This window comes from Tateyamaria armeniaca (genome assembly GCF_045797845.1).
In the GTDB taxonomy this organism is placed as follows: domain Bacteria; phylum Pseudomonadota; class Alphaproteobacteria; order Rhodobacterales; family Rhodobacteraceae; genus Tateyamaria; species Tateyamaria armeniaca.
In genome coordinates, this window is sequence record NZ_JBHDIY010000002.1 from 1,902,789 (window position 1) to 1,926,773 (window position 23,985).

13 protein-coding genes are annotated in these 23,985 nt (G+C 58.9%); 8 read left to right on the forward strand and 5 right to left on the reverse strand.

All coding sequences use genetic code 11. From position 1 onward, the window contains the following. Positions 1-7 precede the first annotated feature (7 nt). Together ACERZ8_RS09685 and ACERZ8_RS09690 are read left to right on the forward strand one after the other, a co-directional pair. Positions 8-733, forward strand: coding sequence for a GAD-like domain-containing protein (locus ACERZ8_RS09685; protein WP_407591999.1), 726 nt, complete (start codon positions 8-10; stop codon positions 731-733). Next, positions 714-1,265: an SMI1/KNR4 family protein gene (locus ACERZ8_RS09690; protein ID WP_407592000.1), complete on the forward strand. Its 552-nt coding sequence runs from the start codon at positions 714-716 to the stop codon at positions 1,263-1,265. The genes ACERZ8_RS09685 and ACERZ8_RS09690 overlap by 20 nt, the downstream gene beginning before the upstream one ends. 298 nt (positions 1,266-1,563) lie before the next feature. Here ACERZ8_RS09690 and ACERZ8_RS09695 read toward each other — a convergent pair whose 3' ends face one another. The 3 genes from ACERZ8_RS09695 to ACERZ8_RS09705 all read right to left on the reverse strand — a co-directional run bounded on the left by ACERZ8_RS09695 (position 1,564) and on the right by ACERZ8_RS09705 (position 5,010). Beyond that, complete coding sequence (locus ACERZ8_RS09695; protein WP_407592001.1) at positions 1,564-1,791, reverse strand: hypothetical protein; 228 nt, start codon at positions 1,789-1,791, stop codon at positions 1,564-1,566. Positions 1,792-2,379: 588 nt separating this feature from the next. Then, the gene (locus ACERZ8_RS09700; RefSeq protein WP_407592002.1) at positions 2,380-4,542 is read right to left on the reverse strand and encodes a xanthine dehydrogenase family protein molybdopterin-binding subunit; all 2,163 of its coding nucleotides are present in this window, start codon (positions 4,540-4,542) and stop codon (positions 2,380-2,382) included. Positions 4,543-4,545: 3 nt separating this feature from the next. Next, entirely contained in the window at positions 4,546-5,010 is a 465-nt protein-coding gene (locus ACERZ8_RS09705; protein WP_407592003.1) for a (2Fe-2S)-binding protein, read from the reverse strand. Positions 5,011-5,136: 126 nt separating this feature from the next. Here ACERZ8_RS09705 and ACERZ8_RS09710 point away from each other — a divergent pair, with 126 nt between their 5' ends. From ACERZ8_RS09710 to ACERZ8_RS09725, 4 genes are all read left to right on the forward strand, one after another. Then, a complete protein-coding gene (locus ACERZ8_RS09710; RefSeq protein WP_407592004.1) occupies positions 5,137-5,739 on the forward strand; it encodes a TetR/AcrR family transcriptional regulator in 603 nt (200 codons plus the stop codon). Between the two features lie 380 nt (positions 5,740-6,119). Further along, on the forward strand, positions 6,120-13,853 hold the full coding sequence (locus tag ACERZ8_RS09715) for a two-partner secretion domain-containing protein (RefSeq protein WP_407592005.1): 7,734 nt from the start codon (positions 6,120-6,122) through the stop codon (positions 13,851-13,853). Positions 13,854-15,945: 2,092 nt separating this feature from the next. Next, positions 15,946-18,639, forward strand: coding sequence for an HNH/ENDO VII family nuclease (locus ACERZ8_RS09720; RefSeq protein ID WP_407594227.1), 2,694 nt, complete (start codon positions 15,946-15,948; stop codon positions 18,637-18,639). Continuing rightward, positions 18,626-19,081 carry an SMI1/KNR4 family protein gene (locus ACERZ8_RS09725; protein WP_407592006.1) on the forward strand — a complete coding sequence of 152 codons (456 nt, stop codon included), beginning with the start codon at positions 18,626-18,628 and terminating at the stop codon, positions 19,079-19,081. The genes ACERZ8_RS09720 and ACERZ8_RS09725 overlap by 14 nt, the downstream gene beginning before the upstream one ends. A gap of 1 nt (position 19,082) precedes the next feature. Here the strand turns inward: ACERZ8_RS09725 and ACERZ8_RS09730 are convergent, their stop codons facing one another. Both ACERZ8_RS09730 and ACERZ8_RS09735 read right to left on the reverse strand, forming a co-directional pair. Then, positions 19,083-19,754, reverse strand: a complete 672-nt coding sequence (locus ACERZ8_RS09730) for a ChaN family lipoprotein (RefSeq protein WP_407592007.1) — start codon at positions 19,752-19,754, stop codon at positions 19,083-19,085. Between the two features lie 128 nt (positions 19,755-19,882). After that, on the reverse strand, positions 19,883-20,380 hold the full coding sequence (locus ACERZ8_RS09735; protein WP_407592008.1) for an invasion associated locus B family protein: 498 nt from the start codon (positions 20,378-20,380) through the stop codon (positions 19,883-19,885). Positions 20,381-20,534: 154 nt separating this feature from the next. On the opposite strand from ACERZ8_RS09735, the gene ACERZ8_RS09740 reads away from it, so the two are divergent. Together ACERZ8_RS09740 and ACERZ8_RS09745 are read left to right on the forward strand one after the other, a co-directional pair. Further along, positions 20,535-22,328 carry a two-partner secretion domain-containing protein gene (locus ACERZ8_RS09740; protein ID WP_407592009.1) on the forward strand — a complete coding sequence of 598 codons (1,794 nt, stop codon included), beginning with the start codon at positions 20,535-20,537 and terminating at the stop codon, positions 22,326-22,328. Between the two features lies 1 nt (position 22,329). Further along, positions 22,330-23,964, forward strand: coding sequence for a ShlB/FhaC/HecB family hemolysin secretion/activation protein (locus ACERZ8_RS09745; protein WP_407592010.1), 1,635 nt, complete (start codon positions 22,330-22,332; stop codon positions 23,962-23,964). Positions 23,965-23,985: the final 21 nt, after the last annotated feature.

Sequence of the window (23,985 nt, forward strand, 5' to 3'; positions counted from 1 at the left end):
GAAGAATATGACCTATATCAGCGAAATCAGAGGCCGCAGCGGCAAGGATCACATCGATAGCGTTCTTAATCGAGTCGGCCCTCTTGCCGACCGTCAGTCCGTGGACGAAGGGACCCTTCAGGCCTGGACTGGAACCTTACCTGACATCCTGATTGATTTTTGGCGCCACCATGGGCTTGGAACACTGCAATCGGGCTTGATGCGCCTATGTTTGCCTGATGACTTTCAGGGACTGCTCAGCCAGATTTTTCATGCAGACAAGGATCTGTCCCACACCGACTGCCATGTTATCGGCTATGGCCCGTTCGGGCATCTTGTCCTTTGGAGTGCGCGACACTGGATCGTTGAAGTGGACCTATTAAGAGCACGTGTTTCGTCGCCCGGGCTGATGGACGCGAGCAAAAAGAAGAACGAAAATGCATCTGTCATTGCACACCTGCTGGGCCATCAGCCTGACAGCCTGGACGCCTATGATGACAGCGACAACAAGCTCTTCAAACCCGCAGTCGGCGCGCTTGGGCAACCCCAATCTGGCGAAGCGTTTGGTTTTTTTCCGGCGCTGGCCATGGGGGGCGCCAAGTGTCGAAAACATCAAAATCGTCCCGGCGCTCGAACATTTTCTTTTTCTAGCCCAACTTCAGCAATTCCAGCTTGTGGACTATCTCGGCCAACCGCCGCGGATCGTGCGGGACATCGGGTAAGGCTGCGACTGGATGTGCAAGAGCAATATTGAAATCGCACTGAGCAAGAGCATTCATCTGAAACCCCATGATGTGGCGCCGGAAGACCGCGTGTTTTCCCGCGCCGAAGTCGAACAACAGCTCGGCCACATTTTGCCACCTGCGATGGAGGATTTGTTGCGCCCGACCGGCGCGCCTGCCTCGTTCGAAGAGGACGTGCGCATCAAGGTCGTCGAGCGCAACCAAATGACGGACAAGGACGGCCACCAAAGGGTCCTCGTGCTATACGGGATGACATCGGGCAAGGACGGGATCGTTGCGAAATACAATACCTACCGGGGTCGCTTTGCCCGGCGCAGCACGCCCTTTGCCGAAGATGGACTGGGCAACCTGTTCGTGGTCGACGCCGTTTCGGGGCAAGTCAAGTACTGGTATCATGAGTGCCCCGAAGGTGAGGCGAGCCCAAAAGCGATGACACTGGTGGCCGAAGACTTCGAGTCGTTTGTGTCAGGGTTGGAAGCCATCAAGGAGCAGCCTAATCCCGAAATGTCGCGCGGTGTCACAAGCGCCAGGTTCGATTTTTGAGGCAGGCCAGAGACCGACAAGACTCAGCACAGTCGTGAAATGCCAAAGTATTGTATCCCAGCGAGATCACTGGGCGCGGGTGCAAGGACAGTATCGACACTGTCTTTGATCGTGCGGGCCCGAGCGTTCACCCACGCCTTTTAGACGAACGGGCATGGTTGACAAGGACAGAGAGGTCGCCGGACATCCTGATCGACATCCGATGCATCGGAAATACGAAACGCTGGCCGGGTCGGCTTAGTGCCGCAGTGCGTGCGGCGATCACCCTACGGCCATCGCCCACATGCAAGGCGGCGTGTTAGATGCTGCAGCCCCGTTCGCGCGCCAGTGCATCAACGGCTGTTTTCTGAGCCGGTTCCGCGTCCGGGTTTGCGAGGACGCGGGCGGCATATCCACACCATGGGCCAATATTGTCCGGTTCAAACTGTGGAATGGGTTCAGGTTCGAATTCGGGTTCTGCCGGAGGTGGAACAGCCCCGCATGACGCCAGCCCGGCCAGTAAAAACACCAAGCAAAAAAACCGCATATCGATCCCTCCAAGTTGAATGGGGTCAGGTTCGCAAGCCTGAGGGGAATTGCAAGCATAACTTTGCCGTGGCGTTGATGAATTAGGAGCAGTGGAACGTGCGTGTACAACCATGGTCCTTCAAGCAAGACGTCGAAGACAAGGTTGCCAACCAGCAATAAATTGGTGATGCCTTTCGGTGGTTTGCGTCCCAACCTCGGCGCAAGAATAGCTTCAAACCTAGTCTTGTGGAAGTGGACAAACCGTGGATTGTGGATGCCACCGCACAAGTCCGAAGACCTGCCTCAAAAACCGCACCATATCCAACGCGGATCAGTGAAGGGGTAAGGGCAGTCGGTGAGAGTCGCGGCTTCGCCATCGATATCGCGCCGACTGGCAGGCGTGAAATCTTGGGCCGACGAAGTATTAAGGACGCCGATAAGCGATCACGCGGAACCTTCAGTACCGGGAAATGGCATCAGCGCAACCGTGTTCGCCGCACTTAGCTTTGAACAACCCGCGCACGTGTACTGCGCCTTTTCGCGCCGCAAGGACAGTCCGGGAATACGCACGCTGCCAAAGCGCAATTATGGCAGCGTGCGTGGTTCGTCAGGCGAAAGCGACACCTGCATTGATCATCGGCAGATCACCCACAACCATGCCGGTCTTTGCGATAGCGTTTGCCAAGGCCGGTGCGGAGGGCGGCGTGCCCGGTTCACCGATGCCGGTCGGGGGCTCTGCGGATGGAATGATGTGTGTCTCAATCGCGCCAATGTCGCGCATGCGAAGCGGTTCGTAATCGGGGAAGTTATACTGATCCACGACACCGCCCGTCAGCGTGATTTCATCCCGCATCACGTGCCCGATGCCATAGCCGACCCCGCCTTCGATCTGCGCCTTGATCACATCGGGGTTCACCGGGATGCCACAGTCAACGGCGCAGGTGACCTTTTCAATCTGCACGCCTGAGTCAGCATCACCCGAGATTTCCACCACTTCGGCCACATAGCTGCCAAAGGATTTGTGCACTGCGATGCCTTGCGTGCGTCCCGCAGGCGCATTTCCCCAGTTGCCCTTTTCTGCCGCAAGCCTCAGCACAGCGGCTTTGCGCGTGGCATCCGTGCTGTCGCCCAGATGGGCGAGCCGGAATGCGACCGGATCGCGACCGGCGGCAGTGGCGGCCATGTCCATCATAACCTCCATCGCGTAGGCCGTGTGCGTATGCCCCACGGACCGCCACCAGAGGGTGCTTGTCGCCTTCTTGGTGTCCGTCAGGCCCACGTGGAACCCGGGGATCGTGTAGGGTGTGTCAGCCACGCCCTCGACCGAAGAATGGTCGACCCCGTCATGCACCGAGAACGCTTCGAACGCGGTGCCTTTCATGATCGACTGCCCTGCGATGCGGTGATCCCACGCGACGATCTCGCCGTCAGCAGACAGGCCGACCCTGACCTTGTGACCAAAGGCCGGGCGGTAGTAGCCACTGCGCAGATCGTCTTCACGGCTCCAGACCAGTTTCACTGGGCGACTGCGGTCAGTGATGACAAAGGCAAGCCCGGCTTCGACCTGGTAATCGGCCGTTGGTGTCGCGCGGCGTCCAAAAGAACCGCCAGCCAGCATCGTGTTGATGCGGACCTTGTCCATGGGCAGCTCAAATATCTGTGCCAGCGCCATGTGCGGGCCCGTCGGGAATTGCGCACCATCGTGCAAGGTGATGCCGCCATCCTTATTGGCCTCGATTGTGCAGTTCAGCGGTTCCATCGGGGCATGGGCAAGCAGCGGGAAATAAAAGGTTTTTTCCACCACCTGTGCGGCTTGATCCATCGGACCCGGTTCGTTTTTCAGGACGTTGTATTCGGCGTCACCGTCCAGTGCGGCAAGGATTTCTTCTTTGATCTGCGCACTGTCGCGGGTTTCGGCGTTGGACAAGTCCCATTCGACGCTCAGCGCATCGCGCGCCAGCATCGCAGCCCATGTGTTTTCAGCGTAAACCGCGACCGCTGCGTTGTTCGGCAGGGTGGCTGCACGGATGAACCCCTTGATCTCCTTGGCATCCGTATCATCAAAGCTGGACACCAGCCCGCCTGTCTGCGGTGGCCGTGCCAGCATCGCGATCATCTGGTTGGGCAAATGCACGTCCATGGCAAACATCGCACTGCCGTTGCCTTTGATCTTGCTATCCAGACGGCGCACATCGGGATTGCCGATCAGACGCCATTGATCCGGTGTCTTCAACACTGGCTCCGCAGGGGCCTCCAACTGCGTGGCGGCAGCGACAAAATCGCCAAGCGGTTTGGCCTCTCCCGCACCCGTCACCATGCCGTCCACAATATCGAGGGAGGATGCATCCGCACCAAGCGCCTCGGCGGCGGCATTCAGGATCACGGCCCGTGCTGCTGCACCTGCAGTGCGGTACTGCATGAACGAGTTGGCCATCGCAGTTGATCCACCCGTGCCCTGAAACTGGCCAAAGGCGAGGTTCGCATAAAGTTCGGGGTTGGATGGTGCAAATTCATAGTCGATCTGGTCCATGCCAACGCCAATTTCCTCGGCGATCAGTGTGGACAGGCCCGTTGCAGGCCCCTGACCTTTTTCGAAATGCTTGATGATCGCGATCACACGGCCATCGGCTCCGATCTTCACAAACGGGTTGATCTGCGCGGCATCCGAACCTGCGGCCAGCGCACCATCAGGTCTGAGACCGACGACAAGGACTGCACCTGCGGCAGCGGCACCTTTGAGAAACCCACGGCGCGATGTGTTGAGTGTCATCGATCAGCCCTCCATGATCTCGGAGGCGCGCTGAATACCGGCGCGGATCCGTTGATAGGTTGCACAGCGGCAGGCATTGCCGTCCATGTAGTCATGAATCTCTTCGACATTCGGCTTGGCGTTTTCGGTCAACAGACCTACCGCGGACATAATCTGCCCCGACTGGCAGTAGCCGCATTGCACCACATCCAGTTCTTCCCATGCCTGCTGAACGGCAGCGCCAACCGGCGACTCCGAGATTGCCTCAATCGTGGTGATCTCTGCACCTTCGACGTCTTCGATATAAGTCTGACAGGACCGCATCGGCTCTCCGTCCACATGCACTGTACAGGCCCCGCAAGAGGCAACGCCGCACCCGAACTTGGTTCCGGTCATCTTCAACTCGTCCCGAATGACCCACAACAGGGGCGTGCCCGGTTCTGCTTCGATGGTGTGTTCAGTGCCGTTCAACTTCAGTACAAGGCTCATGGCAGACCTCCTGATTTTGCGATTCTTGACTAGGGTAAACTGATGAGTTTACGGTAGCAGCGATCTGCAATCTGTAAACCCCTGAGTTTACCTATCTTGCGGCACAAGGCATACAGGACAAAAAACATGGAGCCGCACACCTGCGCGTCCGAGCAAAAGCGAGAGCAGATTTATCAGGCTGCCGTTGTCGAATTTCAGGATAAAGGGTTCAGCGAAGCAAGCATGGATCGCATTTCCGCGCGCGCCGGGGCGTCCAAACGCACGGTCTACAAATACTTTGAAAGCAAGGAAAAACTGTTTCAGGAATTGCTGCGCAGGCATTGGGGGCGGTTCGCGGCAAGCCTTGATGTCACCTATGACAAGAACCGGGATATCCGCGATCAGCTGGTAGCGCTTGGGCGGGCCGAGGGCGCACTGCTGACCAATCCCGACGTGATGGCCATGACCCGTCTGGTGATGAGCGAGGTTTTGCGCAGCCCGGAGCTGGTCGGGGAAAATCAGGAAAAGACCGATTTCAAAGCCGCGTTCGAAAGGATGCTGCGCGATGCGGATGCTGACGGTGTTCTGGTCATCGAAGACCCTAAGGTAGCGGCCGAAGAATTCATTTCTCTGATTAAAGGCAAGGCCTTCTGGCCTGTGGTTTTTGGTGCTGCGGTCGTTTCGGCCGAGGAAATGGAACAGATCGTTGAAGGCAGCGTCGAGATGATCATGCGCCGGTACGGCGTTTGATTGGAACAGCTGGACTGAGCTGCAACGGAGCCGGGCATTGCAAAGTTGAAGCTTCTCAATGTTTGCGCTCGACCCGTTCAACGGTCGGTGCATTTTACTGCGGCGTAGGTCGCCGGAACATGTAAAGTTTTGCACCAAAGTGCACCAAGAATGTCCTGAATTGCGCAAGGCGCGCCACGTAAAATTCTTGCTCGCTGTGGACACTTTCAGTGCTGCTTCACCCAAGCCAAAAAATACGCGTGCGAATGCACTTTCTGTTGCAGCCGGGGGTTGAGCGGCTGCTCACTTTTTTGTTAACTAAAAATGAGTACAAATAACAAGTGAGTGATGCGATGCGCATAACTTTTCGGCTCATCGTAAATATTCTTTGCATTTATGCGATGGTGATCCACCCGATCGCGGTCAGTGCCCAATCCATCACAATTGACGGTTCTGCCCCCGCAGCGCAACGCCCAGGGTTGTCAACGTCGGGCGGCAAACCCCTTATTAATATCGCGCCGCCCACGAATGGCGTGTCGGTCAACCGCTACTCCTCGTTCTCGACCAACTCCGGCGCAATCTTCAACAACTCGACCTCCGCAGGGGCATCGCGCACCGGCGGTTCCGTCGGTGCAAACACGCGTCTCGGCAGCGGTGCTGAGGCGCGTGTGATTCTCAATGACGTGCGTGGGACCCAGCGCTCGAACCTTGGTGGTGATTTCGAGATTTTTGGCAAGAAAGCCGATTTGGTGATCACCAACCAGAACGGAATAACCTGTAACGGGTGTTCTTTCATCAACTCTTCGCGCACCACGCTGGGCACGGGTGCAGCCAGCGTGAACGCCAATGGCGACGTGATTCTGGACGTCAAAAAGGGCAATGTTCACATCGGGCGCGATGGCGCGACGGCGGACGGTCATCTGAACCTTGTCGGGCGGACGGTTACCGTCGATGGCCCCGTGCAGGCCACCGTGGTCGACGCGATCGGCGGTGCATCGACGTATAATGCGAGGAACCGCGCAGTTGGAGCGAACACCGGCTCTGGTGCGGCGGGCAGCCTTTATGCGGTGGATGCCACGCAATTCGGCGCAATGACGGCTGGTCAAATCCGCATCATCGGCAATGAAAACGGTCTTGGCGTGCGCACCCAGGGCAAATTGACGTCCACAAGTACAGACGTGTCGCTGCATTCCAAGGCAGGCATCAACCACGCTTCGGTACAGGCCAAGCGGGATTTCGTGGTGCGCGGCGCCAACGGGTTTGTCCAGCAGGACAAGGGCGTGGTGACAGCCGATCGCAATATCGACATCCGCGCGATGACCTATGCGCAGGCGGGCACAGCCCGGATGGAAGCCACGGGCAACATCAACATCGATGCAGGTGATGCCATCCTGATCGCGGGCGAGGTCATGTCGGCCACGGCCACATACGACGCTGTGAACAAGGTGATCAATGTCGGCGAGATTATTGCGAGCGGCGATGTCGAGATCGTGGCTGGCGAAGTCTGGAACATGCGTTCCGATCGCCGGATTGACGAGTTTTTCGCCGAAGGCGGTGTTGCCGACGGGTGTTTCATCTATTGCTTTGACTTCGGATATTTCCAGGTTACCGGGTCCGCCAACTGGACGGACCGGGCCTATATGGTCGGTCACGGCGGTGTGGTTGCGGCCAAGAACCTGAGCATCACGGCCAGCGGCACCGATATCAGCAACTCCGGTGTGCTCGTCGCGGCCCAATCGCTGCTTCTGGACGCCAAGCGCACGGTCACCCAGCAATCTCTGAAAGGGATCTACCGGACTGCCAATTCTGGTGCCTACCTCAAGACCGACATCACCAAAGCCAAATCCAATGCGGTCGCCAACAAGATTGCCGCCATGACCGGTGGAACGGTGCGCGACATCTATAACGGTGTGCGCGATCCGCTGATTTCCGGCAGCCGGGTATTTTATGGCGCCAAGGCTCACGGCATCGGTTCGTTGACCGTCAAAGCGGGCAACCACGTCCAGAACCTTGGTGGAGAATTCAAATCCAACGGCCGGGTGCTGCTGGAAACCACGAACTATGATGTGAATCTGCGCGCGCACGGGCGGTGGTCGCACAACTTTTCCTATGGCAACAACTTTGATGTCATTGCCGGACGCAACATCAATCTGACCAAGGCGCACTTCATAGCGAACGCCGGGACGCTCAAAATCGATGCCCGCGACGGGATTGCCGCTGATCAAGAATCCATCGACGCGGCAACCTATCGCAACCTCTTCATCCGCGAGATGGGCGACAGTTTTAACAACACGTTCACCATCAACACGCCCGGTTGGGTGAATATCGCATCACGCGGCACGCTGACCGGCAGCCGGTCCATCACCGCCGCGTCCATCTACATGCGGTCGACCCATGGCGAGGTGAACCAAAACTATGCGACCCGCACCACCGGGCAGAGCAAATTCGTCTCTTCCGGCAACATGCGCATCGCAAATTCGGAATCCTCCGGCGACAAGCTGATCCTCGAATCCACCGCTGGCAACATCTACATCCAAGGCAATGCCCGTGGGACGGCGATTGATATCGATGCCGAGCATTCGGTGATCAATGGCACCTCGACGATGTACGCAGGCGGCGGTGGCATCAACATCTGGGCGGGCAGTTCGATCACCAATGAAGGTGGTCGCATCTGGTCGCATGGCAATATCGACCTGCTGGCGGGTCGCAAGCGCGGCGGCAACATCACGTCGTCCCATACCACAGCAGCGGCACTGTCGGGATACATCCGTTCCTATGGGACAACCAAGAACGTGCGCCTCGACACCGATCGCGGCACGATCCGCCTGACAAACAACGGCGTGATCGCATCCGGCAATGTGACTTTGGATGCGTCGGGCGAACTGTGGATCCAGCGCAGCCATGTTGAAGGCAACATCGTCGCGCTCGAAGCGCGCACCAACTACATCGTGAACGAGCTTGGCTCGCTGGTGAAGGCGAACCTTTATGACGTGAACACGCGGGGCGGAAAGCACCTTTACAACCGCACAGGCGCGCGCATCTGGGCCAAACGGGATGTAAAGGTCACGGCGAATGCGATGTACAACCATGGCCAGCCCGTTACCGCAGGCCGTGACATCCGCCTCACGCTGGCCAACCGGCTCGAAAACTACAACTCCGGTGCCAATCGCGCCGTCCTGAATGCCGCGCGCCACCTGGTGATTACGTCTGCCAAGGGTGATGTGTACAACCGCACCTCGGACATGACGGCGGGCGGGAACATCAGCATCGATGCGGGTGCGGACCGCGTGCAGTTCTGGGACAGTGCCAAACTGACAACGGGCGGGGCCCTCGACATCACGGCGGGTGAATCCGGATCGAACTACGATGGTATCCACATCACCGGTGTGCCACTGAATGCGACGTCGATCACGATGAACACCGCAGGCCGCGTTGTCCTTTACCCCGGCAGCGACATCACCACGACGGCGGGCGATCTGAACATCACTGCGGGACGCCGGTTCTATCAACTTGATTCCGATCTGACCTCTGCCGCGCAGATGTTCGTGACGTCCAACGGGGCCACCATCACCGGCGCGCGCAGCCAGTCCGTCAACTATATGAAGTACGACTCTGCCGGGTCTGTCGAAATCTATGACGGCTATGGGCGCAACCCCGTTCTGAAATCCACAACCGGGTCGGTGGATGTGATCAGCAGCGCAAGTCATATCGACACGCGTCGCGCCACTATTGATGCAAAGCGGTTCATCTATCTGAGCGCGCGCAACAACCTTGCCCTGCAAACCAACACGACCGTGAATGCCCGCACGCTGGATGCGACGCTGAAGGCGGGTGTTGGCGGCCATATCTACTATCGCTACGGCGCGAACGTGTCGTCGGGTCGCGATGTACGCATGGACAGCCGCAACAACATCTACATTCATGGCCGCACGCTGAGTGCAGCGCGCGACATCATCTCGAACTCGCGCGCGCAGGTCGAGGTCTATAACGACGGCGCATCCCGGGCTCGCCTGCAGGCGGGGCGCAACATTACGGTGAATTCGACCCAAGGGCGCATTCTGACGCGGACATCGGATTGGGCGGCGAACACGGGCAACATTTCGACAAATGCAGGCACCCACAGCGTCGAATTCTGGGGTGGTGCGACCGTTGCGACGGCAGGTGCGTTCAGCGCGCAATCGGGCAACTGGAGCGGTCGCGGCGTGAACCTGTCTGGCATGCCGATCACGGCCACTTCGATCCATCTTGGCTCGGGCACCGGTTATGTGCTGCTTGAGCCGGGGTCCGATCTTACGGCGACCTCGGGAACGATCACCATCGACAGCGCGGGTCGCTACTATCAGCGCGACTCTGATGTCACGGCACCCGGCGATATCACCATCACATCGAACGGTGCCGAGATTGACGGATCGCTTCTGCGCTCGAACAACGGCGCGGTCAGCCTGACGTCTGGTTCGAACGTACGTCTTTATGATGCCTACACCCGCAACCCCGTCATTTGGGCCAAAGGTGCGATCACCATCGCAAGCACCAATTCCCATTTCGAGAACCGCGGCAACATCAACGCCGGTGGCGCTGTTTCCGTCACCTCGCGCAACAACCTGCACAATGAATATGACGGGCTGATGGTGTCACGTACGGGCAGCGTGTCGGTCCGCTCGACCCATGGAAGCGTTTACAACCGCTACAACGGGACGCTGGACGGCAAAACCGGCGTGAGCGCGCGCGCGGCGTCCCACATTTACAACCACGGCGGAACGATGAAGGCCCGCACCACCGATCTGACCGTGATCGCGGGCGGGGCAGTCGAAAACCACAAGTGGAGCACCACGCGCGGACGCCTTGAGGCGGGCCGCCACATCAATGCACAAGCGGGCACGTCGCACTTCTGGCACCATAATTCGGACATGGTGGCGGGTGGCAACATGCGCGTCGGTTCGACCAACACGCACCTGTTGGCACAGGTTGGGGCGACCTTTACCCAAGGTGGGACATTTACTGCGTTCTCCGGCAACTATGCAGGTTACGGCGTGCGCCTGTTGGGCACACCGATCACGGCAACTGCGATCTCGCTGTCCTCCACCTCGGGATATATTCAGGTTGAGCCTGCTGCGCTGACCGCGACGGCAGGGGACATCACGATTGATGCCGCCGGGCGGTTCTATCAACGCGATTCCGCTTTGACAGCGTCGGGTGCGATTTCGATCACTGCGAACGGCTATGAAAACGATGGCTCGTGGACCACGGCCAACGGCGGCGGGATCACCGTGGCGTCGGGCGGCAGCGTCGACATCACCGACGCCTACGGCCGCGATCCGCGCCTTTGGGCGACAGGTGCGATTTCGATCACCAGCGCAAACTCCCATTTCGTGAACAACGGCGTGATCAATGGTGGGGGCGCGGTTTCTGTGACGTCGCGCACCAACCTGCACAACGATCACGGCGCTTTGATCCGCTCGCGCACTGGCAATGTTTCGGTGCGCACGACCCATGGCACGATCTACAACCGCTATATTGCGGCGCTGCACGCGAAAAAGTCCGTCACCGCGCGCGCTGATCGTGGCCACATCCACAACCACGGTGGCACGATGCACGCCATCGACACCGACCTGACGCTCACCGCGTCCCATTCCATCGAGAACCACAAATGGTCGACGACCCGTGGCCGTCTGGAAGCCGGGCGCAACGTGAGCGCGCAGGCCGGTGTGTCGCACCTGTGGTCCGTGGCATCCGACTGGATCGCGGGCAACAACATGCGCGTAGGATCAACAGACCGGCAGGTCGAGGTCACAACTGGCAGCACCTTCACCCAAGGGGGCAATTTCACTGCCTTTTCCAGCAATTATGACAGCCGTGGCATCCGTCTTTACGGCGCGCCAATCACGGCGAAATCCATCTCGCTCAGCTCGACCACGGGCTATGTCCTGCTTGAACCAGCAGCGCTTACGGCGACGGCCGGTAACATCACCATCGATGCGGCGAAACGGTTCTATCAGCGCGACTCGCACCTGACTGCGTCGGGCGCGATTTCCATCACCTCGAACGGGGTGGACATCAAGGGATCGGACCTGTCGGCGAGCGGCGGGGACATTACAATCGCCTCTCTCGGCAGCGTGGATATCCACGACGCCTATAGCCACAATCCCTGGCTTTGGGCCTCGGGCGCGATCAGCGTGTCGAGCCAGAATTCTCATCTTGTAAACAACGGTGCCATCAGTGCTGGGGGCAACGTAACGCTCACATCGCGCACCAACCTGCACAACGACACGAATGCACTGATCCGGTCGCGTAATGGCACCGTCGCCCTGCAATCGACCCATGGAAGCATCTACAACCGCTATAGCTCGAAGGTGGAATCCAAGGGCGCGACCACCTTTGACGCGATCAACATCTACAACGATGGCGCATCCGTGACCGCTGGCGGGCGGATTACGATGACGGCAAGCAACCATTTGCGCGTCATCGACTCCGGCGCCGTACGGTCCAAGCTGGTGTCCGGCACGGATCCGAACCTGTCGACATCCGGTTTTGGCGGGTCTTTGCGCAAGGCGCTGCAACTGAACTCCGGCACAAGCAGCGTGTGGGTGCGCCGCTCTGATCTGACGGCGAGCACGACGCTCAGCATGACCAGCGCCAATTCGAGCATTCACAACGAATACGCCGTTCTGAATGCAACGCGGTCCGCCTATCTCCGCTCCAAGGGTGAATTCCGTGCGACGGGCGGGTCACTGGTGGCCAGCGGTGTGACCATCGACAGCGATCATCACCTTTACCTGCTGACCGGCCATCGCCTGACCGCACGCAATGGTGCACATGACGTCACGCTCGATGCGTTCTACGACTATCTTGTGCGGGACAGCTTTGTCATGGCTGGGCGCGACGTGACCCTGAGCGATTCACGCCATATCTACATCTATGACAGCGACACACACGCCAAGACCGGCAAGGTCGACTACGTGGCGCGCGGTGAGATCAAGCACCGGATTGAAGACACGGACGATTCCCATACCACGGCAGGGACCGACGTGCGCATGGTTGCTGGCGGCTTGCTGCAGAACTACCGCGCCGAAATCGTGGCGGGGAATGATGTGCACCTCGAATCCACCGGCAGCTATGTGTCCAACAACGCTGCCGATGTACGGGCCGGGCGCGACCTGACGCTGCTTGCCAAGCGCAACCTGCACCTTCAGGATGGAACAAGCGCGCGTGACGGGGCCCTTGTCTCTGGCAGCAACATGACACTTACGGCGGGTGATACGCTGTATGGCGATGCAGGCTTCATCACGGCCGGTCACTGGGTCAAGTTCAAAAGCCGCCTGACACCCCGTTTCTACGCGCAGGTCTATCAGAATCTGGATGCCCTGCATTTTGGCGTCAACGTCAGCCAGGGCTCGTTCACCAGCGATTTCAACATCAATTCGACCGGTGCCATCGACATCTATGCGCGTGATGGTGTGACGTTGAAACAAGGTATGCGCGGCGACAACTGGGTGCGGGTCAAGTCCGGTCCAACCGGCAAGATCACGGCTGGTTTCATGCTGCGCTCCGACACCAAGTGGCTCGAAGTGAAGGGTGGCGGCGACATCACTCTTGGCAATGTGCACGCCGCTGGCAACGCGACCATCGAGTCCACCGCAGGGTCGGTGATCAACACATATAATATGTCATCGGGTGCAAACCTGATTGTCCGGGCGCACAAGGATATTGTTGCGCGTCATTCCGTGGCCACACGGCGCGGTGCGTTCCGCGGGGCGGGTGCTGTCAACATGAATGCCGGGCGCAACATGGCGATCACAAATGCGCTGGTGTCCTCCAACGGCCAGATCGACATGTACGCCGCTCAGAAAGAGTTTGGCACCCTGTCTGTCACCACCACCCTCGCCAATTTCAAGGCCGGAGTTGAAAACCGCACCACGGACGCCAAGGCGATCACCATGGTCGCCAACTATGGTGGCAACATAAACCTGGTCGGTGCCGAGATCTATGGCCGTGGGCTGGTGAACACCTTCGCCGGTGCAGGGGGGCGGTCAGTACACGACCTCTGCCGCGAACATCGGCGGCACACAGGTCAAGACCCTGCTGCGCGGACAGGACGTGCGCCAGCACTCCGCGGTCCTTACGTTGGCGGACACTGATCTGATTGGCCTCAGCAGCGTGTCGCAAAACGCGCAGGATGCGGGCGGCATCACCATGGATCGGGGCCGCATCCAGACACATAACCTGCGCGTTGAGGCGTTGAACGGTGCAAATGCCACGGCCACCTATCGCGACCTTGCCGACGTCACCGTTGGCAATCGCATGGTAATCGACGTGGCGGGTACGGCAAATGTGAAGGCGAACGTCATTAAGGCGGGCATCTTCGATCTGACCAACACGCCCACTGTCATCCTCAACGGGTCTGTCGGCAACTATGCTGACAACAACCTGACAGTTACCGCCAAGAACAACCTGACATTCCAGGGCACCAGCCATCGCCGCAACATCAACGCGGTGTCCCTGAACGGTGTGCTGAAAAACGGTGGCCATCTGCGCGCGAATTTTGACATTCGCCTGACAGCGAACCGCACGGCTTCGGGTTTGAACCTGCTCAACGACGGTCTGTTGAATGCGACGCGCGACGTGTACCTGCATGCGCGCCGTGGCATCGACCCCGGTCGTGTTCAGGCGCGCAACATCTTTGTGGAATCTGAAATCGGGATCATTTCCGGCACGGGCGCGATGATGGCCGATCAGGATATCACGCTGATCGCGGCAGACATCACCACCCGTTCCGTTCTTGCGCAGAACGCGACCATTGACGCACGCGGCGGCAGCTTCTCGGTTGTCGGTTGGCAGGTGACGGATGGAGGTAGCTTTGCCACCGGTCTGGATGAATACGCCATCCGCATGGGCAACATTGTCGGTACGATCAGCGAAGTGGTTGACGGCGAAACGCAGGAAGTGACCGAGGCCGAGTTCGAACAAGACCTCCGCTCGTCCGGCAACGCGATGTTCCACGTTGAATCCGATCTGATCATCGACGCACGCGACGATATCAAAATTCGCAAAGGTGGCATCCTGTCCAGCCGTGGCGACATGATCCTGACGGCCGGTCAGGGTGTTCTGGTGGAAAGCTGGTTCGGCGAGTCCGTTCAGGACGTTGTGGTCAACACCGTCTTTGGCATCCAAATCACCCAGCAGCAGAAGCAATTCGCGCACCGTCGCGCCGCCATCGTGGCTGACGGAGATCTGACCATCACGGCCTTGGGCAACGGGTTGGATCTGTCCGCGAACGGCATCGCCAGCCTTGTCGCACATCGCGACGCCGAACGCGCAACGGAAACCGGATATGCTTACGAGGATGGCAACGGTGTCATCTGGAACTCCGGCACAATTTCGGCAGGCGGCAACCTGATCCTGAATGCCGCCAAGGACATCGTGAACAAGTCCACGCGTGTGACCTACACGCTGACCAGCGAACACAACTGTGGCCACCGCGCTTGCGGCAACGATGCCTATATGTTCGCACCGGGCGAGCTGATCGCGGGCCAGGGCCTGATCATGAACGCAGGCGTCGATATTCTGAACGACGCCAGCCAGATCGCTGCCGCAGGGAGCCTTTATGCCGAGGCAGGCAATGACATCTACAACGATATCCAGACCGCCCACTTCCTGAGCTACTACTACTACAAGAAGAAGCGGTTCCTGGGCATCAAGACCGGCGAAACCATCGACAAGCGGTACTCTGCCGCGATGCAGTCCGGCGTCTTCCAGACATCCTTTGGCGACATCGACCTGATCGCGGGCCGTAACATCGACAGTTCGGGCAGCTATGTCTCTGCCGGGGCCAATGCGCGCCTTGTGGCGGGCAACGATGTCTACATGGACGCGATCTCGGTCGAGCTGCACAATTACTACAAGAACTCCGGCTTCTCCGGGTTCCTGACCTATTCGTCGACCAAGACACGCTACAACAACTTTGAAACGTCGATGGCGCAGGTCGAAGGCTATGACGTGTCTGTTGAGGCAGGCAATGACCTGACCGGGATCGGCGTGATCCTTTTGGCGGTGAACGACCTGTCGCTGACCGCTGGCAATGACATGGTCTATGACGCCAAAACCAACCGCAAATATCTTGAGGAAAGCGGTTGGAGCTTTGGTCTCACGTCGTCGAGGTTCACCATCACCCAGTCTGTGCTGAACAACGCCAACAACGATCCGATCCACGCCTATATCGCTGACAACCCGATGCTTGGCGCGGCCTACCAGCTTGCAACGGCCGAGGATGGCTGGGGCCGTCTGAACGGCGCGCTGGCCCTGCTGGTGTCCGGCGCCCGCACCCTCAGCACCGCGCGGGATCAAGAAGTTGGTACAAGTGTCTTCGGCTCCAAACTGGCCGAAAGCTTCATCCCCAGCGATATTCAGGCGATCCAGGAGATCGGCAATTGCGGCGGGGGCGACGTGACACGTTGTGTTCTGGCGGCGGCTGGCATCGGTTTCCGATTTGATGCGTGGCATTCGCGCTCGGAATGGGACGAAAGCCTTGTGACCCGTCTGGGCGCTGGCAATGACATGTTCCTGCTGGCTGGGAACGATATTCAGCTGGCCGGTGGGACAATCGTGAACACCGGGCGCGATCTGGTGATGACAGCAGGAAACGATTTCCTCGCCACGGCGCTCGCGAACACCCGGTCAAGCGAGTCCTCTTCCTTTGGCTTTGGCGTTTCGCTGTTCTCTGGCGGATTCACCATTTCGGTGGATGGCAGCGGGTCAAACAGCAACTCGACCCTCTATTCCAACGCATCCATCAACGCGATGGAGTCGATCACGCTGGTGACAGGCAACGACGCGATGTTGCTGGGGGCTGTGATGCAGGCGCGCCCTGTGGTCGGCGTCGAAGAAGACGCGGACGGCAACCCGATCCTCGATGCCAATGGCTACGTGACCGAAGTGCTCGGCGAGACGGGCGGCAATATCTATCTCGAGATCGGCAACGATCTTGTCATCGCTTCGCAGCAGAGCACGTCCAGTTCCAACAGCTGGGGCTTCGGGCTGAGCCTGAGCTTCACTGGCGGCACCCTGTCCGGCATCGGTATCAACGCCAACATCGCCGAGGGCAACGCACGCTATGTGGACAGCCCGTCGATGATCGACGCCTATCGCATCCTTGATGTGTATGTAGACAACACAACCTATCTGATGGGATCAGTGATCGCGAGCCGCAACGACGGCCTGTACCTCGACACCGGCTATCTGGTGCATGACAACCTGTTCAACGAACACAACAGCTATTCGGTGAATGTGGGCCTCAACATAGGGGTCGGTGAAACACTGTCATTCGATGGAACCGCGGGCTTCTCGCTGGACATCACCGAAGGGTTCACGCGCGCTACGATCTCGGGCGGCGACGTGGTTGTGCGCAACCAATCCGACTTTGACATCAGCCAGATCAACCAGGACCTGGACGCAGTCGACACGATCACGCGCGACACGCACATCAACCTGCAACTGCCAGCGCTGAACCTTGTAAAGCTGGCGGAGGATCTGGAAGCGGCCGGGAATTACATTCGGGCAGCGACAGCAGATGTGCCGGATGAGGTGCGGGCGCGGGGTGGCGCAGCAGTTTCTGTCTACCGTCGTATGGTTGCGAGCGGGATGCCGATCTCCGAGGCGATGGCGCGTACACGGCTGCCAGCCTTTGAAGCGTCGGTGAACGCCATTGAGCGGGTCATCGAACTTGAGAAACAGTATCCCAACGGCCAGGTGCCGCCGGAAGAACTGCTGCTCATGGCGCTGACCGAAGAAGCCCTTTACGACGACAATGGCGATCTGGTCCTGAGCATTGATTGTGACCTGATGGGCAACTGCGAGGTTTATGCGGATGAGCTTGGTCAGGATCACATTGAACTCCTGATAGAGCTCGTCCGGGATGGGGTTTGGCTCAACGGGCTTACGGCTGCGCCACTGTTCACAACGTTCCAGAATTTCCTGATTGCCTGTGCAGAAGAGAATCCTCAGCTGATCGTTGATTTCTATAACCAGTGGGGAGAACAGGCGTTCCGCAATATGGCGGAACTCAGGGCCGGAGGCGCTCAGGCGGACTACCGCGACCCGATCGGGTTCGATGCGGACACACTGGTCAATGCAATTGAGGCGTATCAAGCAAGCGGCGATCAGGGCACTTTGATCATGTCGATGGCGGTGTCGCAGGACATTTTCCTCGATGACTACGGCTACACCGAGGCTGAGCGAGAGGAAGCCTTTCAGCAATTCGTCGGCGTTGCCGGAGTCGTTATCGGTTTTGTACCGGTAATCGGGGACACGATGGATGTGGCTGATTTGCTTGAGGCAATCGGCGATGGAGACATTACAGGTGTGCTCATTGCGGGTGTCGGGTTCATCCCGCTCGCCGGAGACGCGGGCCAGGCCCTCGCGCGCATGGTTGGGGACGGGCGCAGAACGATACCCGTTGATGAATTGGCGCAAGTCGCAAATCGCGCTGGTGACATTCGCTTTGCAAGTCAGGCACAAGTACAGCGCAATTTTGCGCAAAACCGTACATTCTGGTCACGGTCCCCGAGTGAATTCAACGGAAACCGGGTCTATCAACGCGACGACTTGATTGATCCCGATGTTGTCTCGACCTGGCGGGAAAACGGAGTCGTTGTATCGGGAACCAACCTCGAACGCATGGCGTCCGGACGTGCGCCAATTGGTCCAGACGGGAATCCGGTAAACCTTCACCACCTCACGCAGACACAAGGCGGTGCAATCGCCGAAATGTCTCAGAGCTTCCATCAGACAAACTATGGAACTATACACATCAACACCGGTGGTCTGCCTTCTGGTATCAACCGAAGCCAGTTCAACACCTGGCGGGAAGCCTATTGGCGCAACCGAGTAACGACAAGCAATTGGGGGGCGGTTGATGGCTTCTTTTGATGAATTGGTCACCTTGATTGAGGAAAACCGTTCAAACGGGGTTGAGTTTGGCACACAGGAGCAAGACCCCGGCCTGCCTTGGATAGAGAAGGCGGAAAGTGCTCTCGGTTGTTCATTGCCACCCAGTTACAAATGGTTTTTGCAAAACTTCGGAGGCGGCGAGATATATGGCGAGGAAATCTACTCCGTCTACCCGATTGAGCCTTACGGCCAGGTTCCGGGTGGTGACGTAACATTTAATACCTTGAACAATCGACGGAATGGTTTTCTGAAAGAAAACCAGTTGGCCGTCTCTGCCAGCGATGCTGGCGAGTTGTTTTACCTGGATATGTCACATGTTGACGCGGACGGTGAGGCAAAAGTCATCCGTAAAACCGGTGATAGAACAGAGACTTATGCCGCCAACTTTGCTGAATTCCTTAAGAAGCGCATCGCCTCCTGACTCAGCAGCCATTTGTGGCTTGGTGTCCTTGTTTCCAAACATAGTCGTAGTGAGTGTGAGACGCCTGATCCGGCATGAAACCAAGGGTTTCTGCCTGCTTGCCCAGAGCTCCTATAACGCGGTCACTCCGAATGTGTTCGCCGCCGGCGACCAGTACGGCATGTCCTGGCACTGAATCGATTGAATTCGCTATGTGTTGGTCTCGCGCAATTTGTCGCAACGCCTCATGACGAACGAATTTGCTCGAAGGATCAAGGCATAGTGCTTCTGCGATACTTTTGATCCACTCTTCATACGCGATTTGAGAGTAGTCCAGCGAAGTTTCTCCAGTTCTCCGGATCAAACGCTGTTCTTCCTTTGGCAAATCCGCCGCCATAACCTCCAACTTCGCCCGGAACGCCGCGCGAAAAACCGGTTCATAAAAACTCCACGCGGGCCACCCCGTTTCCGACCAGTTGAGCGCCGCCCCAAGGCCACCGACATATTCCGGATTGTCGGCGCGATAGGTCTCCAGCGCGGGCATCTGGGCGGGTTCCAGCATTTCAAGCGCAAGCGTTGGAAAGCGGCCGCGCAGGGCAAGTTCTTCGAGGATCAGCGCGACCCGGTTCTGGTGCGGGGCAAATCCGTGGCGTTCGCCGATCAGGATCGTTTCGGCCTGTTCCAACCGGTCCATCAGGTCCTGAAACCCCAGCACGTTGCCCGTGGCAGTTTCGATGATCTCGCCGCTGGTGAGGTTTTCGGCGCGGATGGGCAGGGGCAGGGCGGCAGCCGCAGCCCCAGACAGAAAGATGCGTCGCGAGATCATTCTACGCGCGCCCCGGCCAACGCTTTCATCCCGTTGGTGAAGCCGACAAGGGACAGCGACACCGAGATTTGTTCCTGTGCGCCATCGACAAATGCGACATCCGCCTTCAGACCCCGTCTGAAATCGCGTAGCAGGCCGTCGTCCATGGGCACGCCTGCGTGGCAGCCGAATTCGTCGCAGATTTCGTAGGCAAACGCCCTTGGCGCATCGCCATCGATGGACAAGAGGATTCCCGGTTTCAAAAACGCACCCAGCGGAACCGTCAGAACAAGGGTCGGGGTCTGGCTGTCGTATACACGCGCCATCAGCACGGTGGTTTCCGAGCGCGGGGCGACCAGGCTTTGTGCCAGACGGCAGCCGAGTTCGTCGCAGATCGCCTGCCAGTCGCCGGTGCCGTCCTGGCCTTGCGAAGCAAGTGGAATACCAAACACCAAAAGGCTTGCCAAAACGCTGCTCAGAACAGGGTTTCGCACAACCTTGAATAGTCTTGCCATGGTCTGGAGTGTCCTTTAACTACTGGTGCCACCGCAGCGACTGTCTCGCTTTTCAAGGGTGTATTTCGTGAAATCGTCGCTGAGACTTTGTACCTTTACCATCGGAATCGTCGCACTGTTTGCGCCGCTATCTGCGGTTGCGCAAAGCATAACTTTGGATGGGCAAACTGCAACATCTCTTCGCTCCGGAACCGGTGGGCGGATCGAGATTGACATCGCCAATCCGAACAACGGCGTTTCCATCAATTCCTTTGACCGTTTTAGCGTGCCCGCGGCTGGTGCCGCCTTTGACAACACCACGAAAGGGGCCAGTGCCATTGTAGCTGACGTGACGGGCCCGGATGCCAGCAGGATGGAAGGCACGCTGCAGGTGCTTGGTGCGCGCGCGGATGTGATCGTGGCCAATCCGAACGGCATCACGTTGAACGGTGCCCGGTTCCAGAACATCCGTGGGCTGGCGATGATTGCGGGGCGCAGACAGCCGGGCACGCTGAACTATGACGTGGCCCCCGGCGATGGCAGCATTGACGTGGGCCGCGCGGGTGTGGTCGCTGACGTGCGCCGCATGGACCTGATCGCCCGCAGCATCCGGATCGACGGAAATGTGGGCGAATCCGGCAGTTCCCCCTTCTTGAGGTTCAATGCCACGGCGGGCGCAGGACGTGCGACTATCAACGCTAATGCTGTGTCGGTGGATTCCGACGACTACCTTGCGCTTTCCGGTCGCGGGCAACAGAACGGCCCGGCGGTGTCCCTGACCCTGACCGAAGGTTCCATCGTGTCCGGCGGTAGGTTGACGATGACGGCGGACGGGCGTGGTGCAGGGGTTGTCATGGCCGGGGAGGGGCTTGCCTCTGCCGGGGAATTCACGATGACGGCCAGTGGCCGGATCATGCTGGACGGTGCAACGGCACAGGGGCTGACCGGCGTGTCCATGGCGGCGCAGGACATCGATGTGCAAGACAGCACGCTCGGGTCGGATTTCAACGATGTCGTTCTTGATGCGCAGGACGGGCTGGACCTGGCAGGTACGGACATCGCTGGCACGGACATCACTCTGCGCGCGGGCGGCGTTGCATCCATGACTGGCGGTTCTGTCGAGGCGTTGGAAGACATCGCGTTAACGGCGCAGTCCTTCACACTCACCAGCCTGTCAGAGGATGACATCGCGATCATACGCGCACAGCGGGACGCGACCCTGACGTTCGGTGGGGACTTCACCAACAACACCGGCCTTGTCCAGAGTTTTGGCGATTTGGATGTCAGTGTTGGTGGGGCGCTTCAAAACCTTCTGAACGTCGATGGGCGCAACGAACCTGTCGCCGGGCTGAACCTTGCAACGCTGCAGGCGGATGGCGCAGTCCGTGTTTCGGCCACGACCCTCAACAACCACGGCGGCTTGATCCGAAGCGGCAGTGGTCTGACGCTGAAGGGTGGGGATATCACCAACGCATTGGTGCAGGTTGGGCAGGTACGCAGAGAGCGCAGCTGCTTTTTGTTCCTGTGCCGCAGCTACACCACCGGCGCGTTCCGGTTTTCGGGTGGCGGGCTTGAATCCGACACGCGGATCGATGTCGATCTGACTGGCGACTTTCGCAACATTGGCGGCACGGTCAGCGCGGCCTCTGGCCTGACGATGCAGGCGGCGTCCATTGATTTCCAACCTTTGCGCTATGACAATTTCTACACCCTGCCGAGGGGGCCAAGCACATTGTTCTTCGGAAAGCGCACGCGCCGCATCTCGACCTACGAGACGGGCAAGATTTTCGCCCCGACCTTTGGGTTTTCGATGATCGCGCGCAGTGGGCCATTGCGCTTTATCGGCACGGATGTCGAACCCGGCGCGCTGCTGGACAGCCTCGCTGGTGCCGAAATCGTTGCAGTGCCGCCCGAAGTCGCGGCCGCCAATGGGCGCGGGTTCGGAGTGTTCTCCGAAGTGCTGAATTGATATGCGCAAGCTGGTCTGCTTCACCTTTGCGGCGTTAGTCGCAGCGTCCTCGGTGCTCGCGCAGGGGCTTGCGTCAAATGACCGGTCGCTGGCGGACACGGTGCGCGAAGAGGCCGCGCGCGCCGCAGCGCGTGAGGCGGCTGAAACAGCAAAGCCGGGGCTTGCCATCGACATCACACCGGTCGACCCGGTAGAGGCCGAAGCGTTTTGTGTGCCCATCACGTCCATCAATGTCGAAGGCATCACGCTGATCCCGGATACGCAGGTGAACGAAACGCTGACCCTTTATGCGCGCGATTGCATCGGCCCTCTGGGTGTGGATCAGTTGTTGCAGGCGCTGACCGACCTTTATCTGGAAAGCGGCTACATCACATCCAGGGCCTATATCCCTGAACAGGATATCAGCAGCGGCACCCTAACGCTGGTCGTTGTCGAAGGGTATGTCGAGGCTGTCGCGATCAGCCATGTGGTGAATGGCAAGGCGCGCGAAGAAGTGCCTGCCAGCCGCATCTCGCGGGCCCTCGGCTTGCGGGCCGGGGATACCCTCGAACTGCGCACGCTGGAACAAGGCCTTGATCAGGTGAGCCGCCCGCCCTCGGCGCAAACTGCGCTGGATATCCAGCCGGGCACACAAATCGGCGGCTCTGTCCTTGTGCTTGAGATTGCGGACAATGACCGCGTCCGGGGTGATGTGTCGCTTTTGACCAGCATGCAGGACGGAGAGGTGGCGCCGCGTCTCAGCTTCAACTTTGCCGCCGACAATCTGCTGCAGATCAACGATATCTGGAACGTCAGCTTTTCCGGAACAGACATCAGCAACGCGCTGACAGGGCGGGTCGCCCTGCCTTTGCATCGTGCGACCATCGATGTGAATTTTGGCTTTTCCGAACAGCTTTCGCTGATTTCGCCGACGGTCGAGTTGCTGGAACAGACGCCGTCCTTTGGATTGGGATACACCTATCTGCTGCATCGTGACGCCAACACCAAGACACGGCTGACGGCAAGCCATGCCCGTGAAAAGACGTTTCGTTATGCCAACGGCGTGTCGCTCACTCCGGCCGAGGTCTGGCTGACCCGCGTCGGGCTGGAACGTGACATCATCGGCAACGGAACCTTTACGGGGTTGAGCATTGCTGCGTCACGCGGGCAGGCAGATGGTGGGGGCGGTTACAACATCCTCGAATTTTCCGCCCGACATTTCCGCAGTTTTGAAAACCAGGGTCAGCTTTATATCAGCGTGACGGGGCAGGCGGCATCGGATGAACTGCCCAGTGCGCATCGCACCTTTATCGGCGGCACCGGTACTGTGCGGGGCTTCGAGGCCGCCTCGTTTGGCGGCGACAACGGGCTGACGCTGAGCGCGGAATACTCATGGCCGCGCCTATTCGAGACGTCACGCGAGGCCAAGCTGATGATGGACTTTGCCGCTATGCGCCCGTATGTTTTCTGGGACGCGGGCGCGGTTCACCAGATCAACGGGCCGGATGCCAGCATGATGTCTGTTGGAGGCGGGTTTCGCGGCGCCATCGGGCGCATCACAATAGACTTCGGCATTGCCATGCCTGTCGCTGCCAGCGGGCTGGCGGAGTTGCAGGGCGCAAGCCTGCGCATGACGATAGGCACCAAAATTTTCTGACATAACCTGACAAACGGAAGA